Source organism: Janthinobacterium sp. TPC_1 (assembly GCF_056037845.1).
In genome coordinates, this window is sequence record NZ_CP195157.1 from 4,908,666 (window position 1) to 4,924,254 (window position 15,589).

At 64.0% G+C, this 15,589-nt stretch carries 19 protein-coding genes and 2 pseudogenes; 15 read left to right on the forward strand and 6 right to left on the reverse strand.

Translation table 11 applies throughout. The annotated features are described in order from the left end of the window. Positions 1-58: 58 nt before the first annotated feature. Both ACQVLG_RS23855 and ACQVLG_RS23860 read right to left on the reverse strand, forming a co-directional pair. Positions 59-877 carry a glutaminyl-peptide cyclotransferase gene (locus ACQVLG_RS23855; RefSeq protein ID WP_474291275.1) on the reverse strand — a complete coding sequence of 273 codons (819 nt, stop codon included), beginning with the start codon at positions 875-877 and terminating at the stop codon, positions 59-61. Positions 878-902: 25 nt separating this feature from the next. Further along, a complete protein-coding gene (locus tag ACQVLG_RS23860) occupies positions 903-1,811 on the reverse strand; it encodes a LysR substrate-binding domain-containing protein (protein ID WP_474291276.1) in 909 nt (302 codons plus the stop codon). 103 nt (positions 1,812-1,914) lie between these two features. Between ACQVLG_RS23860 and ACQVLG_RS23865 the strand changes: the two genes are divergently transcribed. Next, positions 1,915-2,373, forward strand: a complete 459-nt coding sequence (locus ACQVLG_RS23865; RefSeq protein WP_474291277.1) for a CidA/LrgA family protein — start codon at positions 1,915-1,917, stop codon at positions 2,371-2,373. Further along, on the forward strand, positions 2,370-3,059 hold the full coding sequence (locus ACQVLG_RS23870; RefSeq protein ID WP_070288450.1) for an LrgB family protein: 690 nt from the start codon (positions 2,370-2,372) through the stop codon (positions 3,057-3,059). Before ACQVLG_RS23865 ends, ACQVLG_RS23870 begins: the two co-directional genes overlap by 4 nt. Here the strand turns inward: ACQVLG_RS23870 and ACQVLG_RS23875 are convergent. Beyond that, positions 3,056-3,739 (reverse strand): TetR/AcrR family transcriptional regulator, encoded by a 684-nt coding sequence (locus ACQVLG_RS23875; RefSeq protein ID WP_474291278.1) that lies wholly within the window; start codon positions 3,737-3,739, stop codon positions 3,056-3,058. The two genes, ACQVLG_RS23870 and ACQVLG_RS23875, sit on opposite strands and share 4 nt — an antisense overlap. 89 nt (positions 3,740-3,828) lie before the next feature. On the opposite strand from ACQVLG_RS23875, the gene ACQVLG_RS23880 reads away from it, so the two are divergent. The 13 genes and pseudogenes from ACQVLG_RS23880 (at position 3,829) to ACQVLG_RS23940 (ending at position 13,000) form a co-directional block, all read left to right on the forward strand. Continuing rightward, the gene (locus ACQVLG_RS23880; protein ID WP_474291279.1) at positions 3,829-4,827 is read left to right on the forward strand and encodes an FAD-dependent oxidoreductase; all 999 of its coding nucleotides are present in this window, start codon (positions 3,829-3,831) and stop codon (positions 4,825-4,827) included. Beyond that, a complete protein-coding gene (locus ACQVLG_RS23885) occupies positions 4,718-4,969 on the forward strand; it encodes a hypothetical protein (protein ID WP_474291280.1) in 252 nt (83 codons plus the stop codon). The genes ACQVLG_RS23880 and ACQVLG_RS23885 overlap by 110 nt, the downstream gene beginning before the upstream one ends. 79 nt (positions 4,970-5,048) lie before the next feature. Then, on the forward strand, positions 5,049-6,179 hold the full coding sequence (mnmH, locus tag ACQVLG_RS23890) for a tRNA 2-selenouridine(34) synthase MnmH (RefSeq protein ID WP_474291281.1): 1,131 nt from the start codon (positions 5,049-5,051) through the stop codon (positions 6,177-6,179). A gap of 5 nt (positions 6,180-6,184) precedes the next feature. Further along, positions 6,185-7,248: pseudogene (gene selD, locus ACQVLG_RS23895) on the forward strand (selenide, water dikinase SelD). Positions 7,249-7,273: 25 nt separating this feature from the next. Then, positions 7,274-8,142: pseudogene (locus ACQVLG_RS23900) on the forward strand (putative selenate ABC transporter substrate-binding protein). A gap of 67 nt (positions 8,143-8,209) precedes the next feature. Next, entirely contained in the window at positions 8,210-8,617 is a 408-nt protein-coding gene (locus ACQVLG_RS23905) for an ATP-binding cassette domain-containing protein (RefSeq protein ID WP_474291282.1), read from the forward strand. Continuing rightward, the gene (locus ACQVLG_RS23910; RefSeq protein WP_474291283.1) at positions 8,550-9,023 is read left to right on the forward strand and encodes an ATP-binding cassette domain-containing protein; all 474 of its coding nucleotides are present in this window, start codon (positions 8,550-8,552) and stop codon (positions 9,021-9,023) included. The genes ACQVLG_RS23905 and ACQVLG_RS23910 overlap by 68 nt, the downstream gene beginning before the upstream one ends. Positions 9,024-9,034: 11 nt before the next feature. After that, positions 9,035-9,847, forward strand: coding sequence for a PhnE/PtxC family ABC transporter permease (locus ACQVLG_RS23915; RefSeq protein WP_474295779.1), 813 nt, complete (start codon positions 9,035-9,037; stop codon positions 9,845-9,847). Next, positions 9,844-10,641, forward strand: a complete 798-nt coding sequence (gene phnE, locus ACQVLG_RS23920; protein ID WP_474291284.1) for a phosphonate ABC transporter, permease protein PhnE — start codon at positions 9,844-9,846, stop codon at positions 10,639-10,641. Before ACQVLG_RS23915 ends, phnE begins: the two co-directional genes overlap by 4 nt. A gap of 25 nt (positions 10,642-10,666) precedes the next feature. Next, positions 10,667-11,032 carry a hypothetical protein gene (locus ACQVLG_RS23925; protein ID WP_474291285.1) on the forward strand — a complete coding sequence of 122 codons (366 nt, stop codon included), beginning with the start codon at positions 10,667-10,669 and terminating at the stop codon, positions 11,030-11,032. A 159-nt stretch (positions 11,033-11,191) separates the two neighbouring features. Continuing rightward, positions 11,192-11,563: a hypothetical protein gene (locus tag ACQVLG_RS23930; RefSeq protein ID WP_474291286.1), complete on the forward strand. Its 372-nt coding sequence runs from the start codon at positions 11,192-11,194 to the stop codon at positions 11,561-11,563. After that, the gene (locus ACQVLG_RS23935) at positions 11,560-12,054 is read left to right on the forward strand and encodes a GNAT family N-acetyltransferase (protein ID WP_474291287.1); all 495 of its coding nucleotides are present in this window, start codon (positions 11,560-11,562) and stop codon (positions 12,052-12,054) included. The genes ACQVLG_RS23930 and ACQVLG_RS23935 overlap by 4 nt, the downstream gene beginning before the upstream one ends. A gap of 274 nt (positions 12,055-12,328) precedes the next feature. Continuing rightward, positions 12,329-13,000, forward strand: a complete 672-nt coding sequence (locus ACQVLG_RS23940; protein ID WP_474291288.1) for a hypothetical protein — start codon at positions 12,329-12,331, stop codon at positions 12,998-13,000. Here the strand turns inward: ACQVLG_RS23940 and ACQVLG_RS23945 are convergent, their stop codons facing one another. Genes ACQVLG_RS23945 through ACQVLG_RS23955 form a run of 3 tightly spaced genes read right to left on the reverse strand, consistent with a single transcriptional unit; the run spans position 13,001 to position 15,574 of the window. Next, a complete protein-coding gene (locus tag ACQVLG_RS23945; protein WP_034788474.1) occupies positions 13,001-13,537 on the reverse strand; it encodes a response regulator transcription factor in 537 nt (178 codons plus the stop codon). Then, on the reverse strand, positions 13,513-14,877 hold the full coding sequence (locus tag ACQVLG_RS23950; RefSeq protein WP_474291289.1) for an ATP-binding protein: 1,365 nt from the start codon (positions 14,875-14,877) through the stop codon (positions 13,513-13,515). Before ACQVLG_RS23950 ends, ACQVLG_RS23945 begins: the two co-directional genes overlap by 25 nt. Beyond that, positions 14,861-15,574, reverse strand: a complete 714-nt coding sequence (locus ACQVLG_RS23955; RefSeq protein WP_474291290.1) for an SURF1 family protein — start codon at positions 15,572-15,574, stop codon at positions 14,861-14,863. The genes ACQVLG_RS23950 and ACQVLG_RS23955 overlap by 17 nt, the downstream gene beginning before the upstream one ends. Positions 15,575-15,589: the final 15 nt, after the last annotated feature.

Genomic DNA, 15,589 nt, shown 5'->3' on the forward strand with positions numbered 1-15,589 from the left:
GGGCGAAGGACGCCATCATAGACGATTCCTCGCCAGCAACACTGTCCGATAGGAAACATCAGCGGCGCTGGATTTCGATCAGCTCGATCTCGAACAGCTTGGGCCACAGCTTGCCCGTGACAAACAAACGCTTGCCCCGCGCATCCCAGGCGATGCCGTTGAGCACGGCGTCGGGATTGGCCGTGCCCCGCTGTTCGGGCGGCAGCAAGCCCGTCAGGTCGATCCAGCCGACGACTTTACCGCTGGCCGGGTCGATGCGGGCGATTACGTCCGCGCCCCACACATTGGCAAACAGTTGCCCGTCGACCATTTCCAGCTCGTTCAGCCGGTCGATGGGGCGGCCCTCGGCCTTCACTTCGAAGCGGCGCACCTCGGCCATGGTTTTCGGATTCAGCACGCGGATGGCCGAGGTGCCATCGCTCATGTAGACGAACTTGCCATCGCTGGCCAGGCCCCAGCCTTCGCCCTGGTAGCTGAATTTGCGCTTGAGTTTGAACGTTTTCAGGTCGAACACATAGCCGGTCTGCGAAATCCACGTCAGGCCCAGGATTTCATCGCCCACGTCCGTGATGCCTTCGCCGAACACATTCTTGTCGAGCATGCTTTTCTGCAAGACCTTGCCCGTCGTCAATTCCACCTTGCGCAAGGAGGACTGGCCATTCTGGCCCGTGCTTTCATACAGATGCCCATCCTTGAACAGCAAGCCCTGCGTGAACGCCTGAGGATCGTGCGGATAGGTATTCTTGACGAAATAGCCATACACGGGAATGGCGGCCTGGGCGTAGCCCATTTCACTCATCAGGCCCACGGTGCATAACAATCCCAGCAGCAATGAGCCGGCCGTGCGTTTGAGTCTGGTTTTACCTACGTTCTTCATATGCTTGGCGGTGATTGGCGAGCGCCTATTGTAATCGCCCGGGCTGCTCCATGTGCGCCCTGACGAGCTCCAGCCAGGCGCGCGCCGCGAACGACAGCCGCCCGCCCCGGCGCCAGGCCAGCATCAAATTCCACTCCACGGGCGGGCCATCCAGGGGGATGACGTCAAATTGCGCGGCATCGAGCGTGTCGCAATACATCTTTGGCAGCAGGCAGATGCCCACGCCCAGCCGCACCAGCGAGGCAATAAAATCCCACTGGCCGCTGCGGCCCGTGATGCGGGGCGCGAAACCGGCCCGCTGGCAGGCGTCCAGCACAATGTCGTTGAGGGCAAACGCGGCGCCATAGAAGATGAAGGGGCTGTCGGCCAGCTCGGCCAGGGCGACGGCAGAGCGGCCCTGCCACGGCGAGCCGGGCGCGGCCAGCAGACACAGCGGCGAGCGCACGAGGGGCAAGGCTTCGAAATCCTGCCAGGTGGCCGCATTGCCCGGGTAGTCGAGCATGGTGCCCAGTTCCACCGTGCCGGTGCGCAAGTCGCGCTCGATGGCCTGCGTGCCGCTTTCATACATTTTCAGCTCGATGCCCGGATAGCGCTGGTGGTATTCGGCCAGCCACGGCGCCAGGGTCGAGTGCGTCTGCGGCGACACGCCGACCCGCAATTCTCCCCGCTCAAGGTGTTGCAAGTCGCGCAACTCCACCTTCAGTTCCGCGTGCAGGGCCAGCAGTTCATGCGCGCGCGACAGCACCACCTTGCCCGCGTCCGTCAACGTAAAGCGTTTCCCGGCGCGGTCGAGCAAGGCCAGGTCCAGCGACTGTTCCAATTGCTGGATCATCTTGCTGACGGTGGGCTGCGTCACGTGCAGCTTGCTGGCTGCGCGCGTAAAACTGTTCTGTTCGACCACTTCGACGAAGTAGCGCAGGGAGCGGATATCCATGATGCATTCCAAAATCGAATGATAATCATGAGTTTAAGTCATTTTATCTTTTGATGTTGGGTCTCTACAATGAAACCTTCCTCCTGCCGCTTGAAAGCCCGCCGTGAAAGCCGTCCCTTGTTCCACCACCGCCCCACTCTCCATCCCTGCCTGGCGCCAGCCCGCGCAGACCTTGTGGCAAGTGGGCGTGCTGATCGCCGCCTGGTGGCTGGCCGACGCGGCCGCATCCGCCCTGCACTTGCCGTTTTCCGGCGGCGTCGTGGGCCTGTTCGTGCTGGTAGCCCTGCTGCTGGCGGGCTGGGTGCGCCCAGGCGCCATCGAACTGGGCGCGAACTGGCTGCTGGCCAACATGCTGCTGTTCTTTATTCCGCTGGTCGTATCCGTGGTGCAATTTACGCAACTGTTGAAGTCGCAGGGCTTGATGCTGTTCGTAAATATCGGCCTGGGCTTTGCCAGCGTGATGCTGGCCACGGCGTTGACGGTGGAATGGGTGTGCCGCTATGAACGCAAGTTGCGCCTGAACAAGCTGCTGCGCCAGAGAAAAGCCCGGGGGCAGGCATGAGCACCCTGCTGCTGTCGCTGCTGTTCTTGCTGCTGACCCTGGTGCTGTTCTATGCCAACCAGGCCGTGCACCGCCGCCATCCGCATTTTCTGCTGACGCCCGCCATCTGTACCTCGGCGATATTGATCGTCATCGTGCAGGCGACCTCGACGCCGTTCGCCACGTATTTCGGCGAGACGCGCTGGCTGCCGTGGCTGCTGGGCCCGGCCACCATCGCGTTTGCGCTGCCAATCTTCCAGGAGCGCAAGCTGATCCGCAAGCATTGGCTGGCCTTGTCACTGGGCAGCTGCGCCGGCATCGTCGCGTCCGTGGCCGCCACCCTGCTGCTGGACCGGGTATTTGGCGTGCACGGCGACATGGCGCGCAGCCTGCTGGCCCGTTCCGTCTCGACGCCGTTCGCGCTGGAAGCGTCGCGCCACATGGGCGGCTCGGCGCAGCTGACGGGCATCTTCGTGGTGATGACGGGTTTGTTCGGCTTGATGCTGGGCAAACCGTTATTAAAACTGCTGCCCTTGCGCATGCGCATCGCCCGTGGCGCCCCGTATGGCGCGGCCGCGCACGGTTTTGGACTCTCCGTGGCGCGCCGCGTGGGCACGGAAGAAGGCGCCGTGGCCAGCCTGACGATGATCTTTTCCGGCGTCGTGACGGTGCTGCTGGCGCCGCTGCTGGGACATTTGCTGGGCTAGCGGCCCGCTTGCAGCGCCTGCAAGCCATGCACGATCAGGTCGATGCCCGCCAAAAAATCCGCGCGGTCGTCGTGCGCGCGCAGCTGGCCCGCCACCTTGCGGGCAAACGGAAACGCCTGCGCGTCGAGGCGTGACCAGGCGCCCGCCAGGGTGTCGAGGAAATGCGCGCGCTCCAGGCCCTTTTCACGGGCGATGACGGCATTGGCCGCATTCTGCCCGCTTACGCCCAGCAGATAATTGAGCAAGGCGCATGCCGCCATCCACTGCCGATCCTGCGGCACGCCCAGCGCCTCGACCTGCCGGCCCAGGCGCTCCAGGATGCGCACGGTGGGCAGCTGGCCCGGCGCGCGCGACAGGGCCGAGCCCAGCCACGGATGCGCATCCATGGCCTCAAACATGGCCAGCGCCACGGCGCGGATGCCCGCCTGCGGCGTATCGCCAGACGGGGCGGCCTGCATGGCGCGGGCGACGATGGCGTCGCTGGCGGCCGTGAACAAATCATCCTTGTCGGCCACGTGCCAGTAGATGGCGCCCGCCCCCGTCGCCAGGCGCGCGGCCAGGGCGCGGAACGTCAGGCCGCCCTCGCCCGCTGTGTCGAGCAGGGCAATGGCGGCGTCGATGATGGTGTCGCGCGTCAGCGAGTCGGCGCGTCGTGGTGGGGTCGCTACGGTATGGGGCATCGCCTATCTTGACACAGATGGCGGCTTGCCGCAAAATTCCTATGGAACATCGTTCCATTGTTATTTTGAAAACCATCTAAAGGATCACCATGCATATCGCCATCATCGGCGCAGGCCTGGGCGGGCTGATGCTCGCCCGCGTGCTGCACGTCCACGGCATCGCCGCCACCGTGTATGAAGCGGACGCGTCGCCTCAGGCGCGCCGCCAGGGCGGCATGCTCGACATCCACGAAGATACGGGCCAGCAAGCGCTGCGGGCGGCCGGCCTGCACGACGCCTTCCGCGCCCTCATCCACGCGGGCGGCGAAGCGAGCCGCGTGCTCGACCAGCATGGCACGGTCTTGCACGACGAGAGCGACGATGGCACGGGCGGGCGTCCCGAAGTGCCACGCGGGGAACTGCGCCGCATCCTGCTCGAAGCCTTGCCTGAAGGCTGCGTGCGCTGGGGCCACAAATTGACCAGCATCACAACGCTGGGCGGCGGCCGGCACCTTTTACAGTTTGCGCATGGCGCCACGGCGGCCAGCGACCTGCTGGTGGGCGCGGACGGCGCCTGGTCCCGGGTGCGGCCGCTGCTCTCCAGCGCGCAGCCGGCCTACAGCGGCATTGCCTTCATTGAAACGTATCTGTTCGACAGCGACCGCCGCCACCGGGCCAGCGCGCACGCCGTGGGCGCAGGCGCCCTGTTCGCGCTGGCGCCGGGCAAGGGCATCCAGGCCCACCGCGAAGCCGATGGCGTGCTGCATGCGTATGTGGCCCTGAGTAAATCCGAAGAATGGCTGGCCGGCATCGATTTTGCCGCCCCCGCCCGCCCGGGCAGCCATCGCCGCCCAGTTTGCCGGCTGGGCGCCGGCCCTCACGGCCCTGATCACGGAGGCGGACACGCCGCCCGTGCCCCGTCCCGTGCACCTGCTGCCCGCCGGTCACCGCTGGCAGCCAGTGGCGGGCGTGACCTTGCTGGGCGACGCGGCCCATCTAATGGCGCCGGCCGGCGAAGGCGCCAATCTGGCCATGTTCGATGGCGCCGAGCTGGCGCAGGCGCTTGCCGCGCAGCCGGGCGACGTGGCGGCGGCCCTGCTGGCGTATGAAACGGCGCTGTTTGCGCGCAGCAGCGTGGCCGCGGCGGAGTCCGAGCGCATCCTGCGCCTGTGCTTTGACGACGACGCCCCGCACAGCCTGGTGCGGTTCTTTACGGCCATGCAAGATGGCGGCCCGGCACCCGAAGGGTGAACGGCGGCGCCAAAGCCCCACGCCAGCGGCCTTTATCGGGGATAATACGTCTTTCCCCATTCCAAGCAGCCGCGCCACGATGAAATACCCCGCAGTCCTTCCCTTCAGCGACATCCTGCCACGCCTGCATGAATTCGACGCCATCATCGACGTGCGCAGCCCGTCCGAATTCGCGGAAGACCACTTGCCGGGCGCCATCAACCTGCCCGTGCTCGACGACGAGCAGCGCGTGCGCGTCGGCACCCTGTATAAACAGACCAGTGCCTTCGAAGCGAAGAAGCTGGGCGCGGCGCTGGTGGCGAAGAATATCGCGCGGCATATCGAAGATGGCTTCCTCGGCCATCCGCACGAATGGAAGCCCCTCGTCTACTGCTGGCGCGGCGGCAACCGCAGCGGCGCCATGGCGCACATCCTGGCGCGCATCGGCTGGCCCGTCACGCAGCTCGACGGCGGCTACAAGGATTACCGGCGCCACGTGAACGCCGAGCTGGCCACCCTGCCCGAGCGTTTCGACTTCATCAACGTGCTGTGCGGCCCCACGGGCAGCGGCAAGAGCCGCTTGCTGCAAGTGCTGGACAAGCAAGGCGCGCAGGTGGTCGACCTGGAACAACTGGCGGCGCACCGCGGCTCCGTGCTGGGCGGCTTGCCCGAAGAAGACCAGCCATCGCAAAAGGCGTTTGAGAGCGCGCTGTGGCAGCAATTGCGCCAGTTCGACCCGGCATTGCCCGTGTTCATCGAATCGGAAAGCAAGAAAGTGGGCCGGCTGCGCGTGCCTGACGCCCTGATGGACAAGATGCGCGCGGCCGCCTGCACGGACGTGCGGCTCGATACGGCACAGCGCGTGCAATTGCTGATGCAGGACTATGCGCATTTCGTCGGCGACGCCGCGCAGCTGAACGTGCAGCTGGCCCTGTTGACGCAGCTGCACGGCAAGGAGAAAATTGCACACTGGCAGCAACTGGCGACGGCGGGCCAGATGGCCGAACTGGTGGAAGAGCTGCTGGTCCAGCATTACGACCCCGTCTACCGGCAATCGATCGCCCGCAACTTCAGCCGCTACGCCCAGGCGACGCCGCGGTCTTGCCCGATATTTCAGAACATGCCTTTGAGCAAGCCGCGCGCGCGTTGTGTGCTATCGTCGGCGAACCCCGTACCGCCAGCGCCGCGTGATGCCTGGCTTGCCACCCAATTACTTATTTCAGCAGGATGACGACCATGTCCGATAGCGCAGCAACATCCAATACCCCCATCCGATTGACCGAATTTGCCCATGGCGGCGGCTGCGGCTGCAAAATTGCGCCCGGCGTGCTGGCCGACATCTTAAAGGGCAGCGGCGGCTTTCCCCTGCCGAAGGAATTACTGGTCGGCATAGAAACCTCCGATGACGCGGCCGTCTACCAGCTCAACGACGAGCAGGCGCTGATCGCCACGACGGATTTCTTCATGCCCATCGTCGACGACCCGTTCGACTTCGGCCGCATCGCCGCCACCAACGCCATTTCCGACGTGTACGCCATGGGCGGCACGCCCATCATGGCGCTTGCCCTGGTGGGCATGCCGATCAACAAGTTGCCGGGGAAACCATCGGCCTCATCTTAAAGGGCGGCGAAACCATCTGCGCCCAGGCCGGCATCCCCATCGCGGGCGGCCACACCATCGATTCCGTCGAACCGATCTACGGCCTCGTCGTGCTGGGCCTCGTGCACCCGTCGCAGGTGAAGCGCAACGCGGGCGCGCGCGCCGGCGACAAGCTGGTATTGGGCAAACCGATCGGCGTGGGCATCTTGTCGGCTGCGCTGAAGAAAAATGCGCTCGATGCGGATGGCTACGCTTCCTTGATCGGCAACACCACCAAATTGAATACCCCGGGCAAGAAACTGGCCCTGCTAGACGGCGTGCATGCGCTGACGGACGTGACGGGCTTCGGCTTGCTGGGCCACACGCTGGAACTGGCGCGCGGCGCCAAGTTGCAGGCGCGCATCGCCATGGCTGACGTGCCGCTGCTGCCGCAAGTGCAGCAACTGGCGCAGAATGGCAACATCACGGGCGCCTCGGGCCGCAACTGGCAGGGCTACGGCGCGCAAGTGGCGCTGGCCGACAGTCTAACTGCCATCGACAAGGCGATCCTGACGGACCCACAGACGGCAGGCCCCCTGCTGGTGGCGTGCGCGCCGGAAGCCGTCGAGCAAGTGCTGGCGATTTTCCGCGCCGAAGGCTTTGGCGACGCCGTCGTCATCGGCGAGATGCAGGATGGCAATACCGGGGTTTCCGTATATTAATGAACAATCTTTCAAAGGCAGTCCCATGACCACATTCTCCAACAAGTTCCCCGCCATCCTGGCCACCGTCGCCGCCACGCTGGCCATCCACAGCGGCCTGGCGCAGGCGCAGCAAGTGCTGCGCGTATCCGCCATCCCCGACGAAGCGCCGACGGAATTGCAGCGCAAGTTCAAGCCGCTGGGCAATTACCTGGAGAAAAAGCTGGGCATGAAGGTGGAATTTACGCCCGTCACCGATTACGCGGCGTCCGTGGAAGGCTTGATCAATCACAAGCTCGACATGGTCTGGTTCGGCGGTTCACGTTTGTACAAGCGAACGTGCGCAGCGGCGGCAAGATCGTGCCGCTGGTGCAGCGCGAGGAAGACACGAAATTCCGCTCCGTGTTCGTGACCACCAGCAAGGACATCAATCAATTGTCTGACCTGAAAGGCAAGAACTTCACGTTCGGCTCGGAATCGTCGACCTCGGGCCATTTGATGCCGCGCTATTACTTGCTGGCCGCCAAGATCAACCCGGACACGGACATGAAGCGCATCGCGTTTTCCGGCGCGCATGACGCCACCGTGGCGGCCGTGGCCGGCGGCAAGGTCGATGCGGGCACCTTGAACATTTCCGTGTGGGAAAAGCTTGTCGAAGCGAAAAAGGTCGATCCAGCCAAGGTGCGCGTGTTCTACACGACACCGGGCTACTACGATTACAACTGGAGCGTGCGCGCCGACATGAATCCCGTCGTGCGCAAGAAGCTGACGGACGCCTTCCTGGCGCTGGACCCTTCCACGCCTGAAGGCAAGGAAATCCTCGAACTGCAGCGCGCCACCAAGTTCATCCCGACCAAGGCCGAGAACTACAAGGATATCGAAGCGGCCGCGCGCGATGCGAAGCTGTTGAAGTAATTGCTGAAACTTGCCGGATGACGTCCTGCGGACGCATCCGGCACACTCCCCCATACCGAAACATCGCATGACATTCCAACTTCACAAGGTCTGCGTCCACCACGCGGGCGCCGCCGGCAATGCGCTGGCCCTGCGCGAGCTGGACCTGGACGTGGCCCAGGGCGAACAGATCGCCCTGATCGGCCCTTCCGGCGCCGGCAAGACCAGTTTGCTGCACACGCTGGCATGCGCGCTGCGTCCCGAATCCGGCACCTTGGACATCCTGGGCATTTCTCCTTGGCAAATCGGCAGCGCCGAGCGCCACGCCTTGCGCGCGCGCCTGTTTTTGGCGCCGCAAACGCCGCCGCTGCCGCCGCGCCAACGCGTCGTCAACGCCGTGCTGGCGGGCCGCTTGCCGCAATGGAGTTGTGTGGACGGCCATCCGTTCGCTGGTCGCGCCCGTCGACCCGCGCGCCGCATGGGAAGCGCTGGGTAAATTCAACCTGCAGGATAAACTGTACGCCAGGGTCGACCGCCTGTCCGGCGGCGAACGCCAGCGCTGCGGCATGGCGCGCGCGCTCGTGTCGGATGCGCAAGTCTTTCTCGTCGACGAACCGCTGTCCGCGCTCGACCCCACCCTGGCTTTGCAAACGATCCATGTGCTGCAGGCGGAAGCGACGGCGCGCAACGCCACCCTGATCTGCAGCCTGCACCAGGTGGAGATCGCGCGCGCCTGCTTTACGCGCATCGTCGCCTTGCGCGACGGCAAGATCGTCTTCGACTTGCCCGGCGCCGAGGTCAGCAACGCCATGATCGCCGAACTGTACCGCAACAAGGCCGATCCTGCGCCCCAGTTCGAATCGGTGGCAGCGAAACTGGACGCCGCGAGGCCCCTTTGCTGAAGAATACCGCCATGCCGCGCGACCCCGCCTGGCGCGGCCGCCTGGCCATCACGGTCGTGGCCCTGCTCGTGCTGTGGCCGATGCTGGTGCAGGCCGAATTCAAGCCGTGGATACTCTGGGATGCGCAAAGCCTGGCAGCCACCTGGCAATTCATCGCCAGCTTCGTGCCGCCCGCCCACTCGCCGGAATTTTTGCAACTGGTGGCCACGTCCGCCTGGGAAACCATCGCCATGGCCACGGCCGGCATGGCGCTGGCCATGCTGGGGGCCATTCCCCTGACCTTGCTGGTGACGGAGCGATTGTCGATTTCGCGCATCGGCAGCGGCACCGTGTCGCCGCTGGCCGCCAGCGTGCGCCATGGCGTGCGCGCGCTGCTGGTGCTGCTGCGCAGCGTGCCGGAACTGGTGTGGGCATTACTATTAGTACGCATCGTGGGACTGGGACCGACGGCGGGCGTGATCGCCATCGCGCTTACCTATTGCGGCATGCTGGGCAAGGTGTACTCGGAAATCCTCGAATCGTCGGATGCCGCCGCCTGCAACGCGCTATTGAACAACGGCAGCGGCAGATTAAAGGCCTTGCTGTACGGCGCACTGCCCGAATCGGCCGCGGAACTGGTGTCGTACACGATCTACCGCTGGGAATGCGCGATCCGCGGCTCCGTCGTCATGGGTTTTGTCGGTGCGGGCGGCCTGGGCCAGCGCATGGATGAATCGATGAAGATGATGGCCGGCAATGAATTGGCCACCATGCTGATGGTGTTCGTGCTGCTGGTGGCGGGCGCCGACGCCGTGTCCGCCATGCTGCGCCGGAGGCTGGCATGAAGACGGAACCGATGTTGCCCGTCCCTGCTCCCGTGCGCTGGTCGACCTGGGCCTTGCTGGCCGGTTTGCTGCTGCTGATCATCGCCAGCTTTGCCACCCTGCCCCTGAAATGGGGAGAATTCTTCAGCGCCGACGCCGTGCGCACGACAGCAGACTTCCTGCACGGCTTCGCCCCGCCCGAGCTGGCCAGCCCTTTCCTGATAAAAGTGGGCATTGCCACCTTTGAAACCCTGGCCATGTCGGCCATCGGCACGGTCATCGCAGCCGTATTGGGCGCACTGCTGGCCCTGCCTGCCAGCGGCCGTTTTGGTCACTTGGCGCGCAACGCCACGCGTGGCGTGCTCAACGTGCTGCGCTCGATCCCGGAGCTGGTGTGGGCCTCGATTTTGCTGATCGCCGCCGGCCTGGGGCCATTCGCGGGCACCCTGGCCCTTGCCCTGCATACGGTGGGCGTGCTGGGCCGATTGTTTGCCGACGCGTTTGAAAATTGCCCGCCCTTGCCGGCGGCCACCTTGCGCATCAATGGCGCCCGCCCCGCCGTGGCCTTTTTGTACGCGACCTTGCCGCAGTGTAGCCCGCAAATGATGTCGTATACGCTATACCGCTGGGAAAACAATATCCGCGCCGCCGCCATCCTCGGCGTCGTCGGCGCGGGCGGCCTGGGGCAGATGCTGAAATACCATTTGTCGCTGTTCCAGATGCAGAACGCCGCCACCGTCATCGTCGCCATGCTGCTGATGGTGGCCGCCGTCGATGGCCTCAGCTATCTGCTGCGCCGCGCCATGACCCGTTAATTTTCACTTTTTACAAGGAATGCCCATGTCAGGCTGGTGGACGATTATCTCGACAGAAACGCCGGAGCAAATGGCCGATATGACGAAAATCAACAAGGACGCGTTTCTCGCCAGCTGGGAAGCGGGCCTGTTCGGCGCGGACTGGATCGCGCAATTGTGCCTGCAAGGCAAGGCGAGCCAGCTGACGTTCAACGGCTTTCCCAACCGCTACACGGCCTCGGCGGACGTCATCGCGCCCCTGCTGATGGCGGGCATCGCCGAAGCGCAGGAGGGCGAGTTTCCGCAAGATACGCTGACGGGCTGGCCCGGCAGCATCACCGTGCATCCGCAGCGTATTGCCGCGTGCGCGCCCGGGCAACTGCTGAGCATTGAAGTGTGGGACCAGTCTTAGATCGCACGCAAAAAATACGAATGCGCAAGCCCGCGTACCTGTTAATATTGCCAAATACTTAAATGGCGGGCGACGCATGGAGCGTAGCGCCACGCCATTCAAGCATATGTGACGTATTTTCCTGCACCGCAGGCCACTTTTGCATAGGCTGTCAACACCATGAAAAAACTGCTCCTGGGCGCCCTCGCCGCCTGCTGCTCGCTGCACGCCGCCGCCGCCGCCCCCGTCGAAGACTTCATCGGCACCTGGAAACTGGAACGCACCACCGTGCCCAATTATGTCGTCATCAGGCAGGAAGGCGAGCGGCTCGTGGTGCTGCGCTATGCGCGCAATGTCCTCACCAACAAGATCACCGAGCGGCGCTTTCCCGCCAGCTATGCGAACGGCGACATCACCATCGCGGCGGGCGAGACAGTCATCGAGGCGCGCAGCGTGAACGACGTGGCGACCGTCAAGATGCTGGCGGAAGCGTACAAGAAGATTTCCTCGTCCACGGCCATGCCCACCAGTGAAGAAATGTCACAGATTTGAACCGTATCGTCATCCGCCCCACCAGCGCCGCCGATTGGCCGGCGCTGAAATCCACGCGCCTGGCCGCCCTGTTTGACGCCCCCACGGCCTTTGGCGCCAGCCACGCCAGCGCGGCCGCTTTTTCGGACGCCGACTGGCAGCAGCGCGCCGTCAGCACGCCGCAGCGCACCTTTTTCCTCGCCTTTGACGGAGAACAGCCCATCGGCCTGGCCGCGCAGGTCGTGGCTGGCAATGGCGAGTGCCATCTGATCGCCATGTGGGTACATCCGGAATACCGGGGCCTGGCCGTGGCGCAAGGCCTGGTCGACGCCGTGAAACGATGCGCGGTCGGTAACGGCCACGCGCGGCTGGTGCTCGACGTGGCACCGGAAAATGCCCGCGCCGCCGCGTTTTACCTGAAACAGGGCTTTGTCTTCTTGCCGGAATGGGAAGCGCTGGAAAGCCATCCGCATATCCAGGTGCAGAAGATGGAATGGCGGGCGCCAGCATAATGGCGTTATTGTCGGCCGGAATTTGCTATGTATCCGGCCAGTCTGCGGCCTGGACATATCTTGCCATCGAATCCGGGAAAACAGCGGTTTCAAGCACTTCATTCATCCCAATTGACGCTCTGTCTTAAAAACCTGCTCATGCCGGTGTTTTTTTCTACACTCGCGTTTTCATTCATGAATAGAAAGATCAGGTATGCGTGCCATTAAAAGAGCGGGGCTTTTGCTGTGTTTGTGCGGTGCTGCGGCGCAAGCTTGCGCTGATACGGAACCAGCCGTGGAACAGGCCGGGCAGGATGCGGCGGCGTCCGTCAACGTGAAAGGCATCCGCGACCCGGACTGGAAGCCTTACAGTGCCATGCTCAAGGGCGTCAAACGCTTCGAGGAAAAACATGCGCTGGCGCCCGGCGCCGAATTGCGTTTCATCCTCGAGCCGCGCCGTCCCGACGTCGACATGCACGCCATCGCGCTGCGGCTGGAAAGCGACGAGGCGGGCATGGCGATACCGCTGGGCGAGCGCAACATCTTCAGCTTGCCCGTCGAGCAGGGTCCGCTGTATGACAAGGCCGAGCTGACCGTGAACCGCAAGGCGGGCTCGGTCAGGTGGATACCCTACGTCAGGAGCGCGGCGACCAGCGACACCATCCGCCGCCTGGGCGACCTGCGGCTGGCCTGCGAAGTCCATTGGGCCATCGACAAGGAAACCTTGCCTTTCGCCATGCGCACGGCGATGGGCGCATTGGGCGGGCCGTGCAATTTCGTGTCGCAAAAGGGAACCTACAGCTTTTCGGAACCACGGCGCATCACGGCGGCAACGATCAGTTTTAATGGCAAGAGCGCGCCCGTGCCCTTTAGCGGCACGTCGTTCACGCCGCCGTTGCGGGAGCAGGACTGGAGCGACGACAGTATGATCGAATTGGCATTCGACAACGACCAAACTGCGCAGTGACTATTTCACCCGCTGCTTTTCCAGCTTGCGCGCCAGGGTGCGCCGGTGCATGCCCAGCCTTCTCGCCGTTTCCGAGATATTGAAATCCGTCTCGGCCAGCATTTCGTGGATGCGTTCCCATTCCAGGGTCTTGATGTTGGTGGCGCGATTGGTCAGTTCGATGTCGGCGTTGCCGGCCACGTGGCCGAAGGCCGCTTCGATGTCGTCCGTGTTCGATGGTTTCGCCAGGTACTGGCAAGCGCCCAGTTTGATGGCTTCGACGGCCGTGCCGATGCTGGCGTAGCCCGTCAGCACGACGATCAGCATTTCCGGGTCGTGCTGGTGCAGCATCTGCACGCAGGCCAGGCCCGAGGTATTGCCGTTGAGCTTCAAATCGACCACGGCGTAGTCGGGGCAATGCTGCTCCAGCAAGGCGCTTGCCTCGTCGAAATTGGTGGCCAGGATGACCTGGTAGCCGCGCCGCTCGAACGAGCGGCCCAGGGTGCGGGCAAACGCGGCGTCGTCTTCCACGATCAGTAACAGACGGTCATCCTGCATGGTGGTCGTTTTTCTCTTTCCAGTTTGATGGCCGCCAGCGGCAAGGCCAGGTGCACCACCGCCCCGCCCTGCACCCGGTTGCGGGCAGTCACCGTACCACCCAGGGTACGCGCAACATTCACCACCAGGAACAGCCCGAGGCCGCCGCCGGGCTTGCCCTTGCTGCTTTGATACGGTTTGCCCAGGTGCGTCAGCATCGACGGCTCGAAGCCGGGGCCCGCATCGGTAATGACCAGATGCAGGGCGTCCGCTTCGCGCGTCGCTTCGAAGCGCAGCCACTCGGGCGACGCTTCCAGCGCATTGTCGAGCACATTGCAGATGGTTTGTTTCAGGGTCGAATCGAAGACGACGGGTACGTCGTGCTCGATGCGGTTATCGTACTCGAAACCCTGGATCGGGCGGCTGCTGCGCCACTCGTCCACCAGGTCGTTGAGGAAGGTATTGATCGTCGTTTTCACGGAAGATTCCCCGCGCGCCTCGCCCGCCGACAATAAAATGCCGCTGACGATGCTCTTGCAGCGCTGCAACTGTGCCTGCATTTCCGTGATTTCTTCCAGCAATTCGCTGTTCTTGCTCAGTTCCGGCATGCGGCGCCAGTCGCCGAGGATCACGGACAGTGTCGCCAGCGGCGTGCCCAGCTCGTGCGCGGCGCCCGAGGCCAGCAAGCCCATGCGGATGATGTGCTCTTCTTCCGCCGCGCGCTGGCGCAAGTCGGCCACCTTGGCGTCGCCGGCGCGCTGGTTGCGGTTGATGCGCGTAATAAACAGCACCAGCAAGGCGGCGTTCAGCGCAAAGCAGATCAGCAAGCCCTGCACGTACAGGCTGGAAAAGCCCCGCTCCGGGTCGATCGGCAGGATCAGGGGGCCGGGCAGCAAGGCCAGGCCCGCCAGGCACAGGCTGGTAATGGCCACCATGATCCAGGTCGACCACACTTCCAGCAGCACGGCGCTGAGGATGACTTGCAATAAGTACAGGAAGGCAAACGGGTTGCTGATGCCGCCGCTCAGGTAGAGCTGGGCCGTCAGCACGGTCACGTCGACCAGCAGGGCGAGGAACAGGGCCGTGTTGGAGACGGGCTGGCGTTCGTGCCAGCGCAGCAGGCTGGCCAGATTGAAGGCGATCAGGCAGGACAGCACTTCGAGCATGTAGGGCACGGGCAAGGCGATGCCCAGTCCCACGCCCACGCCGAAAATCGTGCTGATCTGGCCGATCACGGCCAGCCAGCGCAGCTGGATCAGCAGCTTCATGTTCTGGTGGCCGGCCGGATGTTCCATCTCGGCCGCCACGGTGCCGCGTTCTAAGACCTCGCGGTTGGGCAGGATCTCAATCCTGCCCGGCATGGTCGCTTTCTTGCGATGGATCAAGCTTCTTGCCACGTGCGCGGCGGCGTTTGTCCTCGCGCACGATCCACCACGTGATACCGGCTACCATCAAGGCAAGCGCGAACCACGTCAGCGCATACACGAGGTGGCTGTTGTGGAACGAAATCACGGTCAGGCCGCCGACGGGGGCGTCGTCACTGGCCGTTTCCGACTTTTCTTTCGCGTCAACAAAATATGGCGCCACGTTGGCGAGCATGTGCGAGGCGGCGATGGCGGCCACGTCGCGCGAATACCAGTGCTGCGTGGCAGGACTGTTTTCACGCAGGAAACCGCCGCCCGTCTCGCTGATGCGCAGCAAGCCGTCGACCTCGACGATGCCGGGCGGCGTGCCGGCGCCGATGCTGGCGCGCTTGGCCACGAAGCCGCGGTTGACGAGTACGGTGCTGCCGTCGGCCAGGCGCAAGGGCGTGATTAACCAATAGCCGCTGCCCAGTGCCGTCGTTGCCTGCACCAGGGTATTGAAAATGGGGAGATAGGTACCGGAGAGTCGCACATGGCGGTATTCATCCGTTTGAGGCGTGATACTGGCCCAGGCTGCGGGTCCAGGTGCGTCCGTTGCGGGCGCATGTACGCGTTGTTCGACGCGCTCGATCAGGTCAAGCTTCCAGAAGAGGCGCTTGACTTGCCAGGTTTCCCAGGGCACAGAAACCGGCAAACAAGATCCCCGCCA